The sequence below is a fragment of the Celeribacter sp. HF31 genome (genome assembly GCF_011806455.1).
Taxonomy (GTDB): Bacteria; Pseudomonadota; Alphaproteobacteria; order Rhodobacterales; family Rhodobacteraceae; genus Celeribacter.
The window spans coordinates 478,873-493,910 of sequence record NZ_JAATOT010000002.1 but is presented as its reverse complement, the minus strand read 5'-3'; the positions used below and the strand labels follow the sequence as shown (position 1 = coordinate 493,910).

Here is a 15,038-nt window from a genome sequence, read left to right as displayed (position 1 = left end):
GTGAGAAACTTGAGCCCGAAAGGCGGCTTAGGGTATCAAATTCGACGAAAAATAAGGGCGAATTCCGGCCATTCGCTGCAAGCGCAAGATTTTCATCCGCACTCCCACAAAGCAGACTTTACTCTCACCGGGCGCATTGCACCAAATCAACTCAAACGCTTACTCTGGGCTGAACAGAGTCCCAAGCCCAATGAGGTCACCATGCCGGTTGATGAAACTGCAATACGCCAATGGGCCGGCCGCCACGAATGCCGTAGCAACCTACCAATACTTATTCGTCGCCTGATTGGAGAGACCGCGAAATCCCTTGTCTCGATGCGCTTTCCCGGAAACGAGGCGGTCGATTTGCCTGGGCTTGACGGTCAAGTTGAATGTGAAGCCGCTACTGTTTGGGTGCCGGAAGGTAGAAGCGTATGGGAAATGGGTTGTAATGTAGACCCTCGAAGTAAAGCCGATGGTGATTATCTAAAGAGAACTGACTCAACGCCGAAAGACCAGCGAGAGAATAGCGCATTCGTCTTCGTGACGCCGAGGAGGTGGAACGGAAAAGAAGACTGGCTTGAAGAGCGTCGTGGTGAAGGCGCTTGGGCGACCGTTGAGGCGTTCGACGCCATAGACCTTGAAACTTGGCTGGAAGAAGCGCCTGCGACGGCCCGTTGGCTGGGTGAAAAGCTGGGTGTCACCTGGCCTGGGCTGAAGACACCTCACGAATGGTGGAATAGTTGGGCGACAGCTTCGGTGCCGCCATTGTCCATCAAGCTTGTTTCTTCTAGGCGACACAACGAGCAGAGCGTGTTGTTGCAGAAGCTTCGTGACCGAGAGCCGATAGTCCCGGTTCAAGCTGACGATAGACGGGAGGCCGTTGCATTTGTCGTTGCGACGATGATCGAAGCCGATGCCCTCGATCTCCTCGATAAGACAGTTATTGCCACATCTCGCGATGTCAGAATTCCTACGAGCGCAAACCACCTTATTGTCGTTGCGGATGTCGAAGATGGGGAGGAGCTAGACTTTGGTGATCGACGAAATTTGACGATTGTCCGTGCCTATTCCAAGGGGCGTTTAGACGTCAGGGAGGCGTTGCTGCTTTCGCACGTGCCCTCAGAAACCTTTCGCGCTGAACTTGAGAGCATGGGGCTATCGCGTGATGACGCGGACAACCTCTCCATCAAAGTTGGCCATTCTGTTCCTGTATTGCGGCGTCAGCTCTCCGATGATCCTGAGGTTCGGCGGCCTAGTTGGGTTAGAGATCGCGCAGCGGCAAAAAGTGTTCTCCCGTTTGCAGTGGCAGGCTCTTGGGTCGAGCGCGAGAACCTGGATGATAGCACAATTTTACAGCTATTAGGTGATTTTCGGGATGGTGAAGTAGATACAGTTCGAGACGAACTGCTCGCTCTGAACGACGCACCAATTGCGCGCTATGGGCATGTGAATGTCGTTGTATCACAAATCGACGCGCTTTTTGCCGTAGGGCATTACATAAGTAGAGACGATTTGGACCGCTTCTTTCAACTCTTGCCGGAGTTGCTGGGCGATAGAGACCCCGCCTTAGACCTACCTCAAGATCAGTGGTACATGGCCAATGTTTTGGGGCACGCGCGAAGTTTTTCGGGAGCCCTGCTTTCCGGTCTCGGCGACGCGTTGTGCATTCTATCCGTTCATGGTGCAGAAATCTGCGGTGACAGGTTGGAAGTTGATCTCGCATACCGTGCTGGGGAAGTCGTTAGGTCCCTAATGCAAGGTGCAGATGAAGAACGTTGGCTTTCCATCCGGGGGCATTTGCGTGCATTGGCGGAGGCATCGCCATCTGCGTTCCTAGATTGCCTCGAAGCTGAGCTTAGAGAGCCGGAACCGGCCATACGCGCCATTATGGGAACCACTGAAGGCATCGTAAGCGGTGAGTGCTTACGGACAAATTTGCTTTGGGCGCTTGAGCTTTTGGCCTGGCATCCAGTTCACTTTTCACGTGTTGCAAAGATAGTCTTTGGGCTTCGCCGTTTGGAGGTGGAAGACAATGTTTCGAACTCGCCGAAATTAACGGCCCGTGCGCTGTTCAGAGCTTGGTTGCCTGCCACCGCTCTTAGCGCCACGGAAAGGACGACTGTCTTACGGCGCTTGTCTGCACAGTTCCGCCACCCTGTGATGGACGTCTGCATCTCTCTTCTTCCAGGAGGTGGTCCAAATTTCGCGTCACGCACCGCGAGGCCGCAATGGCGAGCATTGGATGCAGAAGTGCCGTCACCGACAGATGCGGATGTCCGCGCATCGGCGGTTGAAGCCAGCCGCCTGCTACTGGACATGGCTCCCTTTGATCAGGTGGAACTTGAACGGCTGTTGGAAATTGCGACACGTCTTCATCCTGATGACCTGACTCGGTTAGTAGTCGAAGTCGAGAACTGGTCAAAGACAGCAACCGATGAGGACAAAGCCGATCTTCGGCACAACCTTCGTCGGCGCGATGTTCTTCGCGCATATCAGGACGGAAAAGAAGACGAACAATTAGCAGCAGCGCTTAGACGTATGGAAGAGGTGTTGACCCCTCAGTCGCCGACTGCTCGCCACCGTTGGCTGTTTGAAAGCTCCCACGTTGAGTGGCGCGCTCTGGTGGAAGACGATGAAAATGGGCGCTTGTCATGGCAGGAGAAAAACGAACTTGTCGAAGAACGCCGCAGAAACTCTATCGCTGAAATAAGGGAGCAATTGGGAGATCAAGCCGTTCTTCCGTTTGCGCTTAGCGTGAAGCAACCCGACCTGGTAGCTCTAGTCTTGGTACCGCAAGATGCGGCAATGGAAACGTCGACCCACTGGGTCTCGGCTGCGCTGCGCACCGAGGAAAATGATCAGTCCAATGCTTTCCTGCGGCAACTGCTTTCGAGTGCAGGGTGGGTCGACCTTGCCGCCGTGGCCGATAGCCTGAAGGAACAAGGAGCTCTTGAAGGTAAAGCGGTCCGCCAGAGGTTTGCGGAACACCTTCCGGGGCGTTCAGTCGGCTGGAAAGTCGCGGAAAGCCTCGGGGATGATGTTGCGGCTGCCTTCTGGAATTCGGCATCAATTCGTATCTGGAGTGACACCCCATCCGACGAAGTAGAATACGCCGTTACAAAGCTTCTCGAATACCAGAGGCCGAGATCCGCATTCTCAGCCGTTTGTTTGTGGAAACACAAAATCTCAGCCACCCATTGGGTGGATGCCCTGCAAGCAATTGCTCGCGGAGAGGAGCTGGATGGGCCGCTTCCAAGCTCTTACGAGTTAGATGAAGTATTTAAGTTCCTTCATGAAGACGAAGCTATAACTAATGCTCAAATCGCCAACCTAGAACTGCCCTTCGTCAAACTTTTGTGCCCACACGGCCATCGAGATAACGAACGAACGCTGGCATTGCACCGAGAGCTTGCTCGTGACCCCAATCTCTTTGCTGAGCTACTTTGCTGGCGTTACCGTCGTCGGGATGGTGCAGATGAACCGGAGCGAGAAGAGCTTTCTGCAGAGAAAAAAGAGTTCTTAGCCGACTTAGCATACCATTCGCTTCAGGGGTGGAATGCTGTTCCTGGTACCGACGAGGATGGTGAAGTTTCATCTGATCAATTCAACGCCTGGATGGAAAGTGCATTTCAACTTGCTAGAGATGCTGACCGCAAGGAATTCGCCGAAACCCATCTAGGAGCCCTGCTCGCGCGGATGGCGAGGAGACGGCCCTGGGACGACTGGTTGCCAGATGTCATCTTGGACTGCCTAGATGGCTCTGAATCTGCTGGACTAAGGGAGCGGTTCTGTATGGGGGTTCGCAATGCGCGTGGTGTAACGATGCGCAGCCCGTATGATGGCGGAGCGCAAGAACGCAGGCTTGCCGAGCGTTATCGAGAGCTTGCTGCTAGATATGGAAACTCCCACCCCCGTTTGTCGGAAAGCCTCATATCAATTGCTGAAGGGTATGAATGGGATGCCCGTCGAGAAGACGAGCAGGCCGCTGTGGGTGAGCGCTGGCACCCTTGATATGGATGTACGCTTTCGAGAGTAGCGCTGCAGCATTTTGATGCTAGGGTAATGGTCTAGTTTGGGCCGAAGTAGCCTTCGCTCAGGGATTATCACCAGAGCAAGGTTACGATAGTTTTGCGATCAGCAAGTTTGAGGGATGATACTGATAAGATGACCGAATTGACCTTTGATCGAAATCAAGCCGAAGAGGCCATCGACCGTGTGAAAGCCGAAGGGCTAGCTTGGCTGTATGAAAATTATCCCAAGCCAAATGGGCAGATGCGAAAGTCCAGTACCGGCTTCTTAATGCATGAAGGTGTGGCTTACCCTGTGAAGCCATTAGGTCGTCTTGCTAATGAGCTCGCCGGAAATCCCATGACCGATAACCCTATCACAAACGTTTTTCGAAAGTACTTCGAGAAACTTGGGTTTCAACTGATCGAAAATGCGAGCAACGAGGCTGAGATCGCAGCAGAGCGGCAACGCAGACTAGCCGAAGTCTGGCAGCGGCCACGGCAAGCTAAGTTTCGACGTGAGGTATTCGAGATGTTTGGTGCGCGTTGTCTGATTTCTGGATGCGAGACCTTGGCAGTATTGGAGGCCGCGCACATAATACCTGTATCTTGCGGTGGTGGGGATGAGGCTTGGAATGGTATCCCTCTCCGCGCAGACCTACATCGACTATTTGACGCTGGAAGCATTATTCTTGATGCTGAAAACTGGAGGATCAGCATCGAAGAAACTGCGCGCAAGGACTACGGCATTTACAACGGAAATAGTTTCTCTGAGCTCATCTCAAAGATTGAATTGAAGCCAGAGGTTGCAACGGCACTAAAGAAGCGGATGAGCTTGAAATCTGCGGTAAAGTGAACGGCTGCTTTGCGTAAGCTGCAATGCTGCATTTTGGGCTATGGGCAATGGCGGCTATGGGCCGTTCACGTCATCCCGCACTGAACAGTTCCGCCACAGGCACCTCGAGCGCCTCGGCGATCCTCAGGATCGTCTTAAGACCCGGATTCCGTTCCCCGCGTTCAATCCCGCTGATATAGGTTCGGTCAAGCTCCACGGTCAGGGCAAAGCCTTCCTGTGAATAGCCCTGTGCCTTGCGCAGCTCGCGCAGGCGCTTCCCGAAATCCTCGACTGTATCATGCACCCAGTTCCGCACGCGCAACATCGTCTAGGATCATACGACCATCGCATCCAATCGCTCTCACGATCTGGACGAATTCGACGACCTCCACCTTCCGTTCACCGTTCTCGTATTTGGCTACGAAGGACTGAGGCCGTTCGAGGCGGTCTGCTAACTCGGTCTGTGTCAGCCCTGCGTTCAGTCGTGCCTGTTTCAGCGCCGCCATGAGGGCCAAGTGGCCCGGACTGCGCAAGGTTCTTCCCATCATTTGAACTCCGAATAAATCCGGAATTCGGATAATCCCGCTTGAGAATTATCCCATTTTGGGTTATTTTCTGATTGCCCGCGCAGGCTGATGCGGGTTGCATATTTCTGTGGAGAATTTGAAGACGTGAAGAGATTTGTAGTCGCCGCCCTCACCGTATTCCTGCCCCTTTCCGTCCACGCCCAAGATCACCTGACCGAAACGCTCACCCCTGAGCCGCGCCCTTACCCCTACGCCATCCTCGATATTCAGCCGGGTGCGGAGGCGATGGAGGCGGCCAGCATGTTCGGCGAGAGGATGATGCTGGTCCTCGTGCCCGAACAGGTCGCTCTGCGGGTCGAGAATGGCGAGGGGCGCGCCTTTGCCCTGACCTTCGACCAGAAGCTGGTAACGCAAGGCGTGGGGCTGCACACCCGCATGGGCCGCGATCCCTATACCGAGATCACCGCCACGCTGGCGACCGAGGCCATGGGAGGGCGGGTGCTGCAAATCCGGCGCACGATGCGCGAGCCGAATGAGAACCTGCCAGAGCCTGCCGCGCTGATCGCGCAGTTGGAGGAGCGCTACGGCCCGCCGTCGCAACGCACGGCTTATGGTGCGACCTGGGCGTGGGGAGATGAGGGCTTTATTCCCGATCTTGACGGTCAGCCGCTGCACGAGATCACGACAGTTGACCGCTTTGGTTCCCGCAAGACGACGCAGTATCGGCCCTGTTCAGGCGGTTTCAGTGGCGATGCCGAGTACCGTTTCCGCCAGCACCGCGAAACGCAGATCATGCCGGGGTGCACAGCGCTGTTCTCGGTCGGCTTCAACGGTGGCGCGCAGAATTCGACAATCAGCTTTTCGCTGACCGATTTCGACCTGATCCGCCAGCATGTGGCCGAGGTGGACCGTCAGATCATGGAAGCGCTGACGGACGACACGCCGGTCGCGCCCGCCGATATGGATCTGTGACACCATGACCGACACTGCATCTGAGACCCAGACCTGCCCGTTTTGCTACACCGAGATGGACGTTCGGGCAGATGTTTGCCCCAACTGTCTGGCCACCAAGGACACGACACCCGAATGGGCCAAGCGCCTGAAAGTCTACTGGTCGGCGGCTGTCGTCATATTCATAGGGCTTGCGCTGACGTTCATAGACGGCAAGAGCATGAACTGGTGGGGGATGCCTTTTGTGGGCGTGGGCGTCTTCTTCCTGCTCAAGGCCCGCAAGGTAGACGTCTCGGATGTGATTTGGCACCGCAAGGAATAGGATAGCCCTCTTATGGAAACTCACTGGACCGACAGCCCAGATCACAAAGCCGACCGTAAGGAACTGGCCGACCTTTGCGACCGCCTCCGCACTCCGGCAGAAGACGCACGGCTTGCCGAGTTGAAGGCACGGGTGCGAAACTGGGCGCAGCTCAATCAGGCCGCAGAGGAGTTCGTGAACGGCGCGCCATGAACGGCTGTGCTCGCGCTTAGAACTCCATCTGTTGCCACTTAGGACCGATATGTCGAAAGCAAACCTCAGCAAACCATTCCGGGTGAAATGCACGCTCTGCGGCACCATTGCGGAAAGCTGGCACTACGCGGACAAAGCACCGAAAGGGGCGACGAAGGGCATGGCATCTTGTAAGTGCGGCAACATCACCGTCGATAACCTGGGCTATAAGAACCTCGGACGGGTTTTCGAGAAGCAACCAGGCACAGCAGAAGGCGTGGAGTGATCCGCTATTCTCCGCATCTGGTGCGGAGAATAGGCCCCATAATCTCCGCAACCTGCCCAAGAGGATTACAAGTCGAAACTGGCGACCCGTGCCCGAATGCCATTTGCGAGAACCTCGGCCAGCGCGGAGGGGAAGCCCTTGGGCAGCGTGGCCTGCGCTTCTGCCAGCGCCCCCTCCACACGCCCCGAAACCTCTGCCAACACCTCCTCCGCCAGCGCTACGCCGAACCCTGCCGCCTTGGCGGCTTGCAGAAAGTGACGCGGCACCACCTCATTGATCCGATAATGCCCCTCCACCGCCATAGCGAGGCGCATCCGGTTCTGGCGGATTTGACCGTCATCAACGGCCTTCTCAGCGCTCAGCACATCGTAGAGCGGCGTCATGCGGAAGCCGCCAGGACGCAGTGCGATGCTGAAATTCTTGGCGTGGCCGTCCGTCGCGCCCAAAAGCCAGAACAGCACCTGTGCGCGGAAGAAGGCGCGTTGATCGGCCAGCGCGTCATCGCTGCCTGCCAGCAGGCCGATGCCCTCGGTGATCCCCGGCCCGCCGTCCATCTGGTATTTCTGGCTGGGCGGTACCGAAAGCGCCTGACAAAAATCCTCCTGCGGCAGGCGGATCAAGCGCCCGTCAGCGGTCCAGCGCCGGTCAAACCGTGTCACCACAAGGCTGCGCACATCCTCGAAATCGACGATCTCGACCTCGGCCACATCCGCCCCCATGGCGCGGCAGAAGCTCATACAGAAGAATTCGTTTTCAACGCTATCCGACAGGTTGATCCCGTTCGGCATCACGCCAAGCTGGGTTTTCAGGATATGGGTTGTGGGCGTCAGGCCCGAGGGCCGGACCCATTCGCCGTTGTGGTGTAGCAGCGCAGTTTTCTCCTGCGCGCCCGCGATGGAAATGCGGAAATCGTCGTCCTCGTCGAGTCCAAGCGGGGCGCTCGCCAGATTGCGCAGCAGGGTGGCGATCTGGGCGTCCGTCACCGGCTCCCCCTCCAGCCCGACTGCCTCGGGCACCTCACCTGAGACGAATTGCAACGCCCCCACACAGTCGCGCCCAATCTTCTCCAGCATGTTCCAGGCATCGGTGCCGCCCGCGCGCACCCGCGCAGCCACGCGCTCGCGGATCGCCTGATTGTCGGGCAGAAGGTTTTCCAGATAGGCGATGACCGGCGCACCCTGATGTGCCTCTTCGCGCAGGGGCAGCGACAGCGAGATCGGCATGGCATGTTCCCACTCCAGCCAACCCGGATCATAGGCAAAGCTGATCGCGCCGGAGCTGGCAAGGCGCAGATGCCCCACCAGACGTCCGTTCAAAAGCACCTGCATCGTGCCGCTCCGTCCGCGTTTTGCCATCAGAAGATGTCCTCAATCTCGACCGCGCCGCCGCGTTCGACTAGTCGGAACTCCAGCCCGAGCGCGGCCATGACTGCCAAGAGCGTTGAAAGCTTGGTGCCCGCATCGCCGTTTTCCAGCGACGAAATCGTCGCCACGCGCAGATTGGTGCGCGCGCTGATATCGCCCTGCGTCCAGCCACGCGCCTTGCGCGCGCGCCGGATCGCTTCACCGATCTGTTCGGCAGTTCTGGCTGAGAGGTCCATGATGCGGCTCCTTTTACGGCAGAGCGTAAATCAAAGAGAATTACGCTTCAACGTAAATTTATGATATTTACGCTAGACCGTAATTTCATATTCAGGTAAATAGAGACAGCGATAGCGATACTTAACATCCGCTAGTCCTCCTGCACCACGCGAAACATCCGCCCATTGTAGCGAGCAAGATCCGACAGGCCGGGGGCGCTCCAGCGCGCGATGGTTTCGCCCTGCGGCACCACGATCACCACACGGTTGCGGTAGGGGACCAAATCGAATCCTATTTGCCGTCGCAGGTCTGCAAAGTGTTCCAGATCGGCGCGCGCTGCATCGCGGTCGGCACCGAGCTGCGCCAAATCGGCACCAATTGCCTCGATCTCGGCGGTCAGCACGGTCTCACGGCTAGCCAACCGATCTTCGAGAGCTTGCAAAGCAGCTTCGCCTTCGGCCCGCGCCTCGGCAATCTCCCCGGTGTTCTCGGTACGGATACGGACTGCCTCGGTTCGCGCTTCATCGACCATACGGCTTGCAAGCGCCCCAGCGAGTGCCAAGACCAAAGCTCCGACGAGGGCGACCAAAACGACACCAACAGTCACTCGGCGGCGAAGGGTCGCGATCCTTCGGCTTGCAGCTTCGACAGCCTCCGAAAGGGTTTGCCGGGCAGCGTCCAGTTCCGCGAGCTTGCTTCGGGCCTCGGTCAACCCCTCATTCAGCTGCGCAAAATCATCCGCAGCCGTGGCGCGGGCCTCCGCTTTTTGCCGCCGTATCCTCGCAAGACGCTCATCAAGTTCATTCATGGCTGATGACTCGGCTCTTGGCGAAACGCTGCTTTCACCGGCTCTGCAATTTGCTCAGATACCTCCTTCTCTTCGGGAGGCGACAGCCGTTCGCAGAGCTGTGTCCACGCATCATGCAGAACCTGCATCGTGTCTTTGACCAACTCAATAAGATTGAGCTTCTTCGCCCGCTCCCGAAGATCATCATCGCGGGTGATCCAGACTCTCGGGTCGGCGGGATCTGGACGCACAGAACCATCAAGCACCCCAAGAAATAGCTCCAGAACAACGTGCGCGGCCTCTTTCGCCGCATTGAGCAGCGCGTCAGCCCGATCTTGGTTGAGCTGCGCCTGTGCATCACGCAGGCGGCGGGCTTCCCGTTCCGCCTCCTGCCGGGCGCGGTGAAGGTCGGCGCGTTCCGCTTCGCGCTGTTGCCGATGCAGGGCCTCAAGCTCCTCCTGCTTTTGGTGAAGGCGTTGCTGAATACGCGCTTCGGCATTCTCTGCATCCCACGCGGCCTGCTGGCGCAGACGCTGCGCCTCTACACGATCCGCTTCCGCCTCTTCCAGCGACTGATCCGCCAGGTCGAGCTTTTCCGCGATCTCCTCCACCTTGGCGTCCAGTGACCGCTCCAAATCATCTTCCGCATCGAAAACATCTTCCAGCCGCTCGTCGATCTGTTGACTGATGCGCGCAGTCAGCTTTGCTGCATCTTTCCGCGCCTTCCATTGCTGCCGACTAAGACGTTCGCGTTTCGGCCCAGTTCTCGTTAGACCAGCTGGCAAGCCGACTTTCGCATAATAGCCATCCTGCAAGTCACGCCCTGTTTCTTTGTAGGCGCGATTGCCCAGCTTCACCGCTTCCTTCGCGCTCTGACCATTGACCTTCGCCAACGCCTCAGTCTCTTCCTTGGCCTTCCAAGCAGGGTTCAACCGCCGCGCCATGCAATCCGGATCGTCCAGAGGCAGGATGAATGCGTGAAGATGGGGGTGTTCCTCGTCTACATGTTCAACGACGGAAACCAATCGCTCGCCGAACTGGTCGCGTAGCCACTTCAAGTTCAGGTCGATCCACCGCTCATATGCCATGCGATCGGGCGAACCTTCTGCTACCTGTCCGGTCAGAAGCGGATACGACGCGACCGCCGTCAACAGCGTGTGTCGGTCTTTTCGAATGCCGCGATTGGCAGTCTTTCCGTTCGCCAGTTTGACTTCGATGATGCGGGACTGGACCATCGCGTCGTGCTTTTCTTGCACCTCATCCGGCGCCACGCCAAAGATGATTTTGGGAGACCTCGGACTATCGACATGTGTTGAATATTCTGGTTGCCGGGCAGCCTCACCAAGTATCTGAAGCACCGACTGACCAGCGGGATTTGCTTTCCGCGAATAGGATTGGATGTGGAGAAACTGAGGCCCAGACATCGTCAAAAAACCTCGTTCGAAGAAACATAATATGGACCGACTATTGAGTTGATAAACAACTCGTCGGGCAAGGCGCTGCGCCCCTGCACCCAGCTAGCGGCTATGCCGCCGGTCCCACCGGGACCGAAGCCGCCTGTGACGGCTGCAAATCTATTCCTTCGCCAGCCATATGAGGGGCGCTTCGGAAGAGATTTGCGAAGGAGACTATGGGAGATAGCTGCTAAGCGATCTTCACCAGCCACCGATGTGCACCATTTCCCCGTCGATTCCGCCCAGAGGTTCGCGGCGCGGACGAAGGACTTGAAGTAGCCTTTACTCATGCTGCGGACCTCGATTGGGGCTGTCCAAAGCCGGTAGCCAGAAGGTTTGCCCGAAACACAGGCCAATCCGCACGTCGCCATGGTGGCTGAGCACAAGGCAAGAGATATCCTCTCTGACCTTCCCGTTTGATCTCCTCGACCAGCCGATTCAGGTCGCGCCCAAACATTTTACTGCAAAACTCTCGCCAGCATTTCCCAGCCCATGAAGACTGCGCAACGAACACGGGAGATGCGGGGCCGCGCGGCGGGGCGGATGGCTTGCCATCCCGCCGATCCGGCCCGCCCGCGCTTTTTTGTTCAAAGGATTGTTCTTTATAGGAAGGCTCGCCCATGACCCCTTTTTCGGGCACATATGACCCCTTTTCCTGCGCCTGAAGGCTCGGCTGTGAACCCTTTTTCCGGTGACGGAACGGAATGATTTTGCAGGGGGATTTCAGCAGGTAGCGGGTGAAGTTTCCGGCCCCACGCCCCTCGGTACGATCTAGCCAGCCCAAAGCGACCAACTCGCGGATCGCCCGCTTGATTGTCGCAATGGACAGCTTCAGATACTCCGCCAGCGTTGTCAGCGCGGGACAAATCTTGCCCGTCTCGTCATTGGCGAATTCAATCGCCAAGGCGGCTGCGACATTTTTCGTCGATGCGGCCACCTCTGGCAGTTGGAGCACAGCCTTGAGCCATTCGTAACGGTTGAGGTCAGCCATGGCACCCTCCCGTCATAGCAAAGGTTGCAGGGGCAGCCCGAGGCGTGATAACCTCATAGGCACACAGGATGCTTTTCCAAGAGCATTGAACCCCGATTGCGCCTGCCAGCGCGTCGGGGTTTTTCTTTGATCCATCCCCAAGCTGGCGTTTCGCAGGTTCACAAGGCGTTCTGCCTATGTCCTGCGAAACTTTTTCGCTAAGTGTTTGAATGTCCGAATTATTCTTCAAATTTAGGTTCTGGCGCCGCAAGGCGTGGGGGTTCAAGTCCCTCCACCCGCACCATCTTTAATTGGCCTACCGCGCGGAGCGCTACTTGAGGCCAGTTCCGGTTTGAGAATTTTCCTCTCACCTGCACCAATGGCTCTTTGCGAAAGCAAAGATGCCGACGTCCTCGGAATATGAGCATGCGGCATTCGTTTCGGAGAAACGATGAGAGCATTTGGGGCTAAGCTTTGCCTCTCCCCTCCACCGGCAGCTCTTGCACAAGAAGATGCGGGGTGTTTTCTTTCCACATCTCAGGCCTCGCCCAAAGAGAGGCGTAAATACAGGCGGAATAGCCTTGCACGATAGGGATTCTGCCCCTAGAAGAGCGTCTGATTTATCAGGTCGCGGTCCAGCGGCCAAAAGAGACGTAAGAACGTAAAAAGGACGCCAAGATGCAGGTCACCGAGACCCTGAACGAAGGTCTGAAGCGCGGCTATCAGATCACCATCACCGCCGCTGAGCTCGACGAGAAAGTCAACACCAAGCTCAAGGAAGCCCAACCCGAAGTCGAAATGAAGGGTTTCCGCAAAGGCAAAGTGCCGATGGCGCTCCTGAAAAAACAATTCGGCCAGCGTGTTCTTGGCGAAGCCATGCAGGAAGCTGTCGATGGCGCGATGAACGATCACTTCGAAGCCTCTGGCGACAAACCGGCGATGCAGCCGAATGTCACCATGGAAGGCGGCGAAGAGTGGAAAGAGGGCGACGATGTCATCGTCACCATGACCTACGAAGCCCTGCCGCAGATCCCGGAATCCGACCTCTCCACCGTGACGCTCGAGAAACTCGTCGTCAAAGCGGGCGAAGATGAGATCGAAGACGCTCTGAAAAACCTCGCGGCCACCGCGCAGAACTTCGAAGACAAAGACGGCGAAGCGGCCGATGGCGACCAAGTCGTGATCGACTTCCTCGGCAAGGTCGACGGCGAAGCCTTCGACGGCGGTGCTGCTGAAGACTACCCGCTGGTGCTGGGCTCCGGCTCCTTCATCCCGGGCTTCGAAGAGCAGCTCGTGGGCCTGAAAGCGGGCGACGAGAAGGACGTCGAAGTGAAATTCCCCGAGGAATACGGCGCAGAGAACCTGGCTGGCAAAGACGCCGTCTTCGAATGCAAAGTCAAAGCGGTCAAAGCCCCGGCTGACTCCGCCATCGACGACGAGCTGGCCAAGAAATTCGGCGCCGAAGATCTCGCCTCCCTGAAAGGTCAGATCGCGGAACGTCTCGAGGCCGAATACGCCGGTGCCGCCCGCGCAGTGATGAAGCGTGGCCTGCTGGACCAGCTCGACGCTGTCGTGTCCTTCGACCTGCCGCCGTCCCTGGTGGAAGCCGAAGCGAAACAGATCGCGCACCAGCTGTGGCACGAGGAAAACCCGGACGTGCACGGTCACGATCACCCGGAAATCGAGGTGAGCGATGAGCACAACACGCTGGCCGAACGCCGCGTGCGCCTTGGCCTTCTGCTCGCCGACATCGGTCAGAAGCAAGAGATCCAGGTGACCGACGCCGAGTTCACCCAAGCGGTCATGACGCAGGCGCGTCAATACCCGGGCCAGGAGCGTCAGTTCTTTGAATTCGTTCAGCAAAACCCGCAGATGCGTCAGCAGATTCAGGCTCCGCTGTTTGAGGACAAAGTGGTCGATTATATCGCCGAAAACGCTCAACTGACCGAGAAAGAAGTCTCGAAAGAAGAGCTGGAAAAAGCCGTCGAGAGCCTCGACGACGAATAAGGCCCGAAGGCGGGCCAGCCCATTTTGGGGTGGCCTGCAAGAGAGGCATCTCGCGATTTGAGCGAGGGACAGAGGGCCGCTTCGGAAACGAGGCGGCCTTTTTATTGCTGTGAGGTCTTGAAAAATAAAATTATCTTACCGATCTAAATTGACATCACATTTTTTGATTTTATTTCGGGGGGAATAATGGGAAGAAGACCGCGATATGGCAGCAATATCCCTTTAGCGCGACGCCTATTAGAAGAGGTTGCTTCTGACTTGCGCGCAGAGGGAGAGGATACTTACGCTGATCGTATCGATGATATTGTAGATGCGTATATGACTCGTCGAAGTTCTTCTCGACGAACAAGTCCCCGACATCCCGCTCCTCGACCAGATCAAGTTGAAGCTGTTCTGCGATTGGCCCAGCACACACGTTTGTCTCAGCAAGAAATAGCGGATGCTGTGGACCTCAATCCGGGACGTGTATCTGAAATTTTAGGTGGTTTGAGAGGGATGAATGGAGATGTTCTCTAGGCTTAACTCCTGAGCCCCGTCTCGTACAAAAGCCCCTGTTTCTTGGCCTCATAATAATACCCACGCGCGTACCAGCCCATGGCGCTGTCGATGTCGCCGCCGGACACAAGGTAGGCGCCGCGCAGGTATTTGCCGGCGTATTCGAGGTTCACATTCGGGTCCAAGAGCTCTTCGGCCGCACCTCGGTGGCCCATGGTGCGGGCGGTTTGCGGCAGGATTTGCAGCAGACCCCAATAGGGGCCGTTGCGCGCCCAGGGGCGGTGGGTGCTTTCACGCACCGCCTGACGGTGGATCAACTCGCGCGGAATCTCGTAATGGTCGGCCCATTTGTTGATCAGCGCCCGCAGTTCCGGCGTCTCATTGGGGTAGAGCGGCGGGTCGAAAGGGCGGTTGCGCGAGACTTCGGCTTTGTTGCCACAGGCGGCGAGGGCGAGGGGGGCAAGCAGGAAAAAACGACGCGTCACCGACGGCATAGGAAGGCTCCAAAAAATTTTGCTCAAATCACCATGGATCACCGGGCAGGCCAAGCAAATAGCGCGCCCGGTGATCTGGTTTGGCGGAAATACGCTCAATTCGGCAAGGGTTAAAGCGTTCCGCCAAAAACCTGAGACCCAGATTTTGGCGGAGCGCTGTGCAAAATATA

15 protein-coding genes are annotated in these 15,038 nt (G+C 57.1%); 7 read left to right on the top strand and 8 right to left on the bottom strand.

Annotated elements, in window-relative coordinates:
* Positions 1-9 precede the first annotated feature (9 nt).
* Together HCZ23_RS05845 and HCZ23_RS05840 are read left to right on the top strand one after the other, a co-directional pair.
* A complete protein-coding gene (locus tag HCZ23_RS05845; RefSeq protein ID WP_254869941.1) occupies positions 10-3,993 on the top strand; it encodes a hypothetical protein in 3,984 nt (1,327 codons plus the stop codon).
* Positions 3,994-4,146: 153 nt separating this feature from the next.
* Positions 4,147-4,845 carry an HNH endonuclease gene (locus HCZ23_RS05840; RefSeq protein WP_167600753.1) on the top strand — a complete coding sequence of 233 codons (699 nt, stop codon included), beginning with the start codon at positions 4,147-4,149 and terminating at the stop codon, positions 4,843-4,845.
* Between the two features lie 70 nt (positions 4,846-4,915).
* On the opposite strand, the gene HCZ23_RS05835 is transcribed toward HCZ23_RS05840, so the two are convergent.
* Together HCZ23_RS05835 and HCZ23_RS05830 are read right to left on the bottom strand one after the other, a co-directional pair.
* Entirely contained in the window at positions 4,916-5,128 is a 213-nt protein-coding gene (locus HCZ23_RS05835; RefSeq protein WP_368487301.1) for a helix-turn-helix domain-containing protein, read from the bottom strand.
* The gene (locus HCZ23_RS05830) at positions 5,121-5,369 is read right to left on the bottom strand and encodes a helix-turn-helix domain-containing protein (protein ID WP_096807176.1); all 249 of its coding nucleotides are present in this window, start codon (positions 5,367-5,369) and stop codon (positions 5,121-5,123) included. The genes HCZ23_RS05835 and HCZ23_RS05830 overlap by 8 nt, the downstream gene beginning before the upstream one ends.
* 126 nt (positions 5,370-5,495) lie before the next feature.
* On the opposite strand from HCZ23_RS05830, the gene HCZ23_RS05825 reads away from it, so the two are divergent.
* The 4 genes from HCZ23_RS05825 to HCZ23_RS05810 are packed head-to-tail and all read left to right on the top strand — an operon-like array spanning position 5,496 to position 7,081.
* Positions 5,496-6,323 (top strand): hypothetical protein, encoded by an 828-nt coding sequence (locus HCZ23_RS05825; RefSeq protein ID WP_167600751.1) that lies wholly within the window; start codon positions 5,496-5,498, stop codon positions 6,321-6,323.
* A gap of 4 nt (positions 6,324-6,327) precedes the next feature.
* Positions 6,328-6,624: a hypothetical protein gene (locus HCZ23_RS05820; RefSeq protein ID WP_167600750.1), complete on the top strand. Its 297-nt coding sequence runs from the start codon at positions 6,328-6,330 to the stop codon at positions 6,622-6,624.
* Between the two features lie 12 nt (positions 6,625-6,636).
* A complete protein-coding gene (locus HCZ23_RS05815) occupies positions 6,637-6,816 on the top strand; it encodes a hypothetical protein (protein WP_167600749.1) in 180 nt (59 codons plus the stop codon).
* 49 nt (positions 6,817-6,865) lie between these two features.
* Entirely contained in the window at positions 6,866-7,081 is a 216-nt protein-coding gene (locus tag HCZ23_RS05810; RefSeq protein ID WP_167600748.1) for a hypothetical protein, read from the top strand.
* A 65-nt stretch (positions 7,082-7,146) separates the two neighbouring features.
* Here the strand turns inward: HCZ23_RS05810 and HCZ23_RS05805 are convergent, their stop codons facing one another.
* The 5 genes from HCZ23_RS05805 to HCZ23_RS05785 all read right to left on the bottom strand — a co-directional run bounded on the left by HCZ23_RS05805 (position 7,147) and on the right by HCZ23_RS05785 (position 11,893).
* Complete coding sequence (locus HCZ23_RS05805) at positions 7,147-8,436, bottom strand: type II toxin-antitoxin system HipA family toxin (RefSeq protein WP_167600747.1); 1,290 nt, start codon at positions 8,434-8,436, stop codon at positions 7,147-7,149.
* Positions 8,436-8,681: a helix-turn-helix domain-containing protein gene (locus HCZ23_RS05800; protein WP_167600746.1), complete on the bottom strand. Its 246-nt coding sequence runs from the start codon at positions 8,679-8,681 to the stop codon at positions 8,436-8,438. The genes HCZ23_RS05805 and HCZ23_RS05800 overlap by 1 nt, the downstream gene beginning before the upstream one ends.
* A gap of 131 nt (positions 8,682-8,812) precedes the next feature.
* Entirely contained in the window at positions 8,813-9,469 is a 657-nt protein-coding gene (locus tag HCZ23_RS05795; RefSeq protein WP_167600745.1) for a hypothetical protein, read from the bottom strand.
* The gene (locus HCZ23_RS05790) at positions 9,466-10,719 is read right to left on the bottom strand and encodes a plasmid recombination protein (RefSeq protein ID WP_167600744.1); all 1,254 of its coding nucleotides are present in this window, start codon (positions 10,717-10,719) and stop codon (positions 9,466-9,468) included. The genes HCZ23_RS05795 and HCZ23_RS05790 overlap by 4 nt, the downstream gene beginning before the upstream one ends.
* A 469-nt stretch (positions 10,720-11,188) precedes the next feature.
* Positions 11,189-11,893 carry a helix-turn-helix domain-containing protein gene (locus HCZ23_RS05785; RefSeq protein WP_167600743.1) on the bottom strand — a complete coding sequence of 235 codons (705 nt, stop codon included), beginning with the start codon at positions 11,891-11,893 and terminating at the stop codon, positions 11,189-11,191.
* A 657-nt stretch (positions 11,894-12,550) separates the two neighbouring features.
* Here HCZ23_RS05785 and tig point away from each other — a divergent pair.
* The gene (gene tig, locus HCZ23_RS05780) at positions 12,551-13,879 is read left to right on the top strand and encodes a trigger factor (protein WP_167600742.1); all 1,329 of its coding nucleotides are present in this window, start codon (positions 12,551-12,553) and stop codon (positions 13,877-13,879) included.
* 518 nt (positions 13,880-14,397) lie between these two features.
* Here the strand turns inward: tig and HCZ23_RS05775 are convergent.
* On the bottom strand, positions 14,398-14,868 hold the full coding sequence (locus tag HCZ23_RS05775; RefSeq protein ID WP_167600741.1) for a lytic transglycosylase domain-containing protein: 471 nt from the start codon (positions 14,866-14,868) through the stop codon (positions 14,398-14,400).
* Positions 14,869-15,038: the final 170 nt, after the last annotated feature.

Excerpts from the sequence above, each read along its gene's own strand:
- HCZ23_RS05840 (WP_167600753.1), top strand. The coding sequence starts at position 4,147 with ATGACCGAATTGACCTTTGATCGAAATCAAGCCGAAGAGGCCATCGAC.
- HCZ23_RS05830 (WP_096807176.1), bottom strand. The coding sequence starts at position 5,369 with ATGGGAAGAACCTTGCGCAGTCCGGGCCACTTGGCCCTCATGGCGGCG.
- HCZ23_RS05820 (WP_167600750.1), top strand. The coding sequence starts at position 6,328 with ATGACCGACACTGCATCTGAGACCCAGACCTGCCCGTTTTGCTACACC.
- HCZ23_RS05815 (WP_167600749.1), top strand. The coding sequence starts at position 6,637 with ATGGAAACTCACTGGACCGACAGCCCAGATCACAAAGCCGACCGTAAG.
- HCZ23_RS05810 (WP_167600748.1), top strand. The coding sequence starts at position 6,866 with ATGTCGAAAGCAAACCTCAGCAAACCATTCCGGGTGAAATGCACGCTC.
- HCZ23_RS05805 (WP_167600747.1), bottom strand. The coding sequence starts at position 8,436 with ATGGCAAAACGCGGACGGAGCGGCACGATGCAGGTGCTTTTGAACGGA.
- HCZ23_RS05800 (WP_167600746.1), bottom strand. The coding sequence starts at position 8,681 with ATGGACCTCTCAGCCAGAACTGCCGAACAGATCGGTGAAGCGATCCGG.
- HCZ23_RS05795 (WP_167600745.1), bottom strand. The coding sequence starts at position 9,469 with ATGAATGAACTTGATGAGCGTCTTGCGAGGATACGGCGGCAAAAAGCG.
- HCZ23_RS05785 (WP_167600743.1), bottom strand. The coding sequence starts at position 11,893 with ATGGCTGACCTCAACCGTTACGAATGGCTCAAGGCTGTGCTCCAACTG.
- tig (WP_167600742.1), top strand. The coding sequence starts at position 12,551 with ATGCAGGTCACCGAGACCCTGAACGAAGGTCTGAAGCGCGGCTATCAG.
- HCZ23_RS05775 (WP_167600741.1), bottom strand. The coding sequence starts at position 14,868 with ATGCCGTCGGTGACGCGTCGTTTTTTCCTGCTTGCCCCCCTCGCCCTC.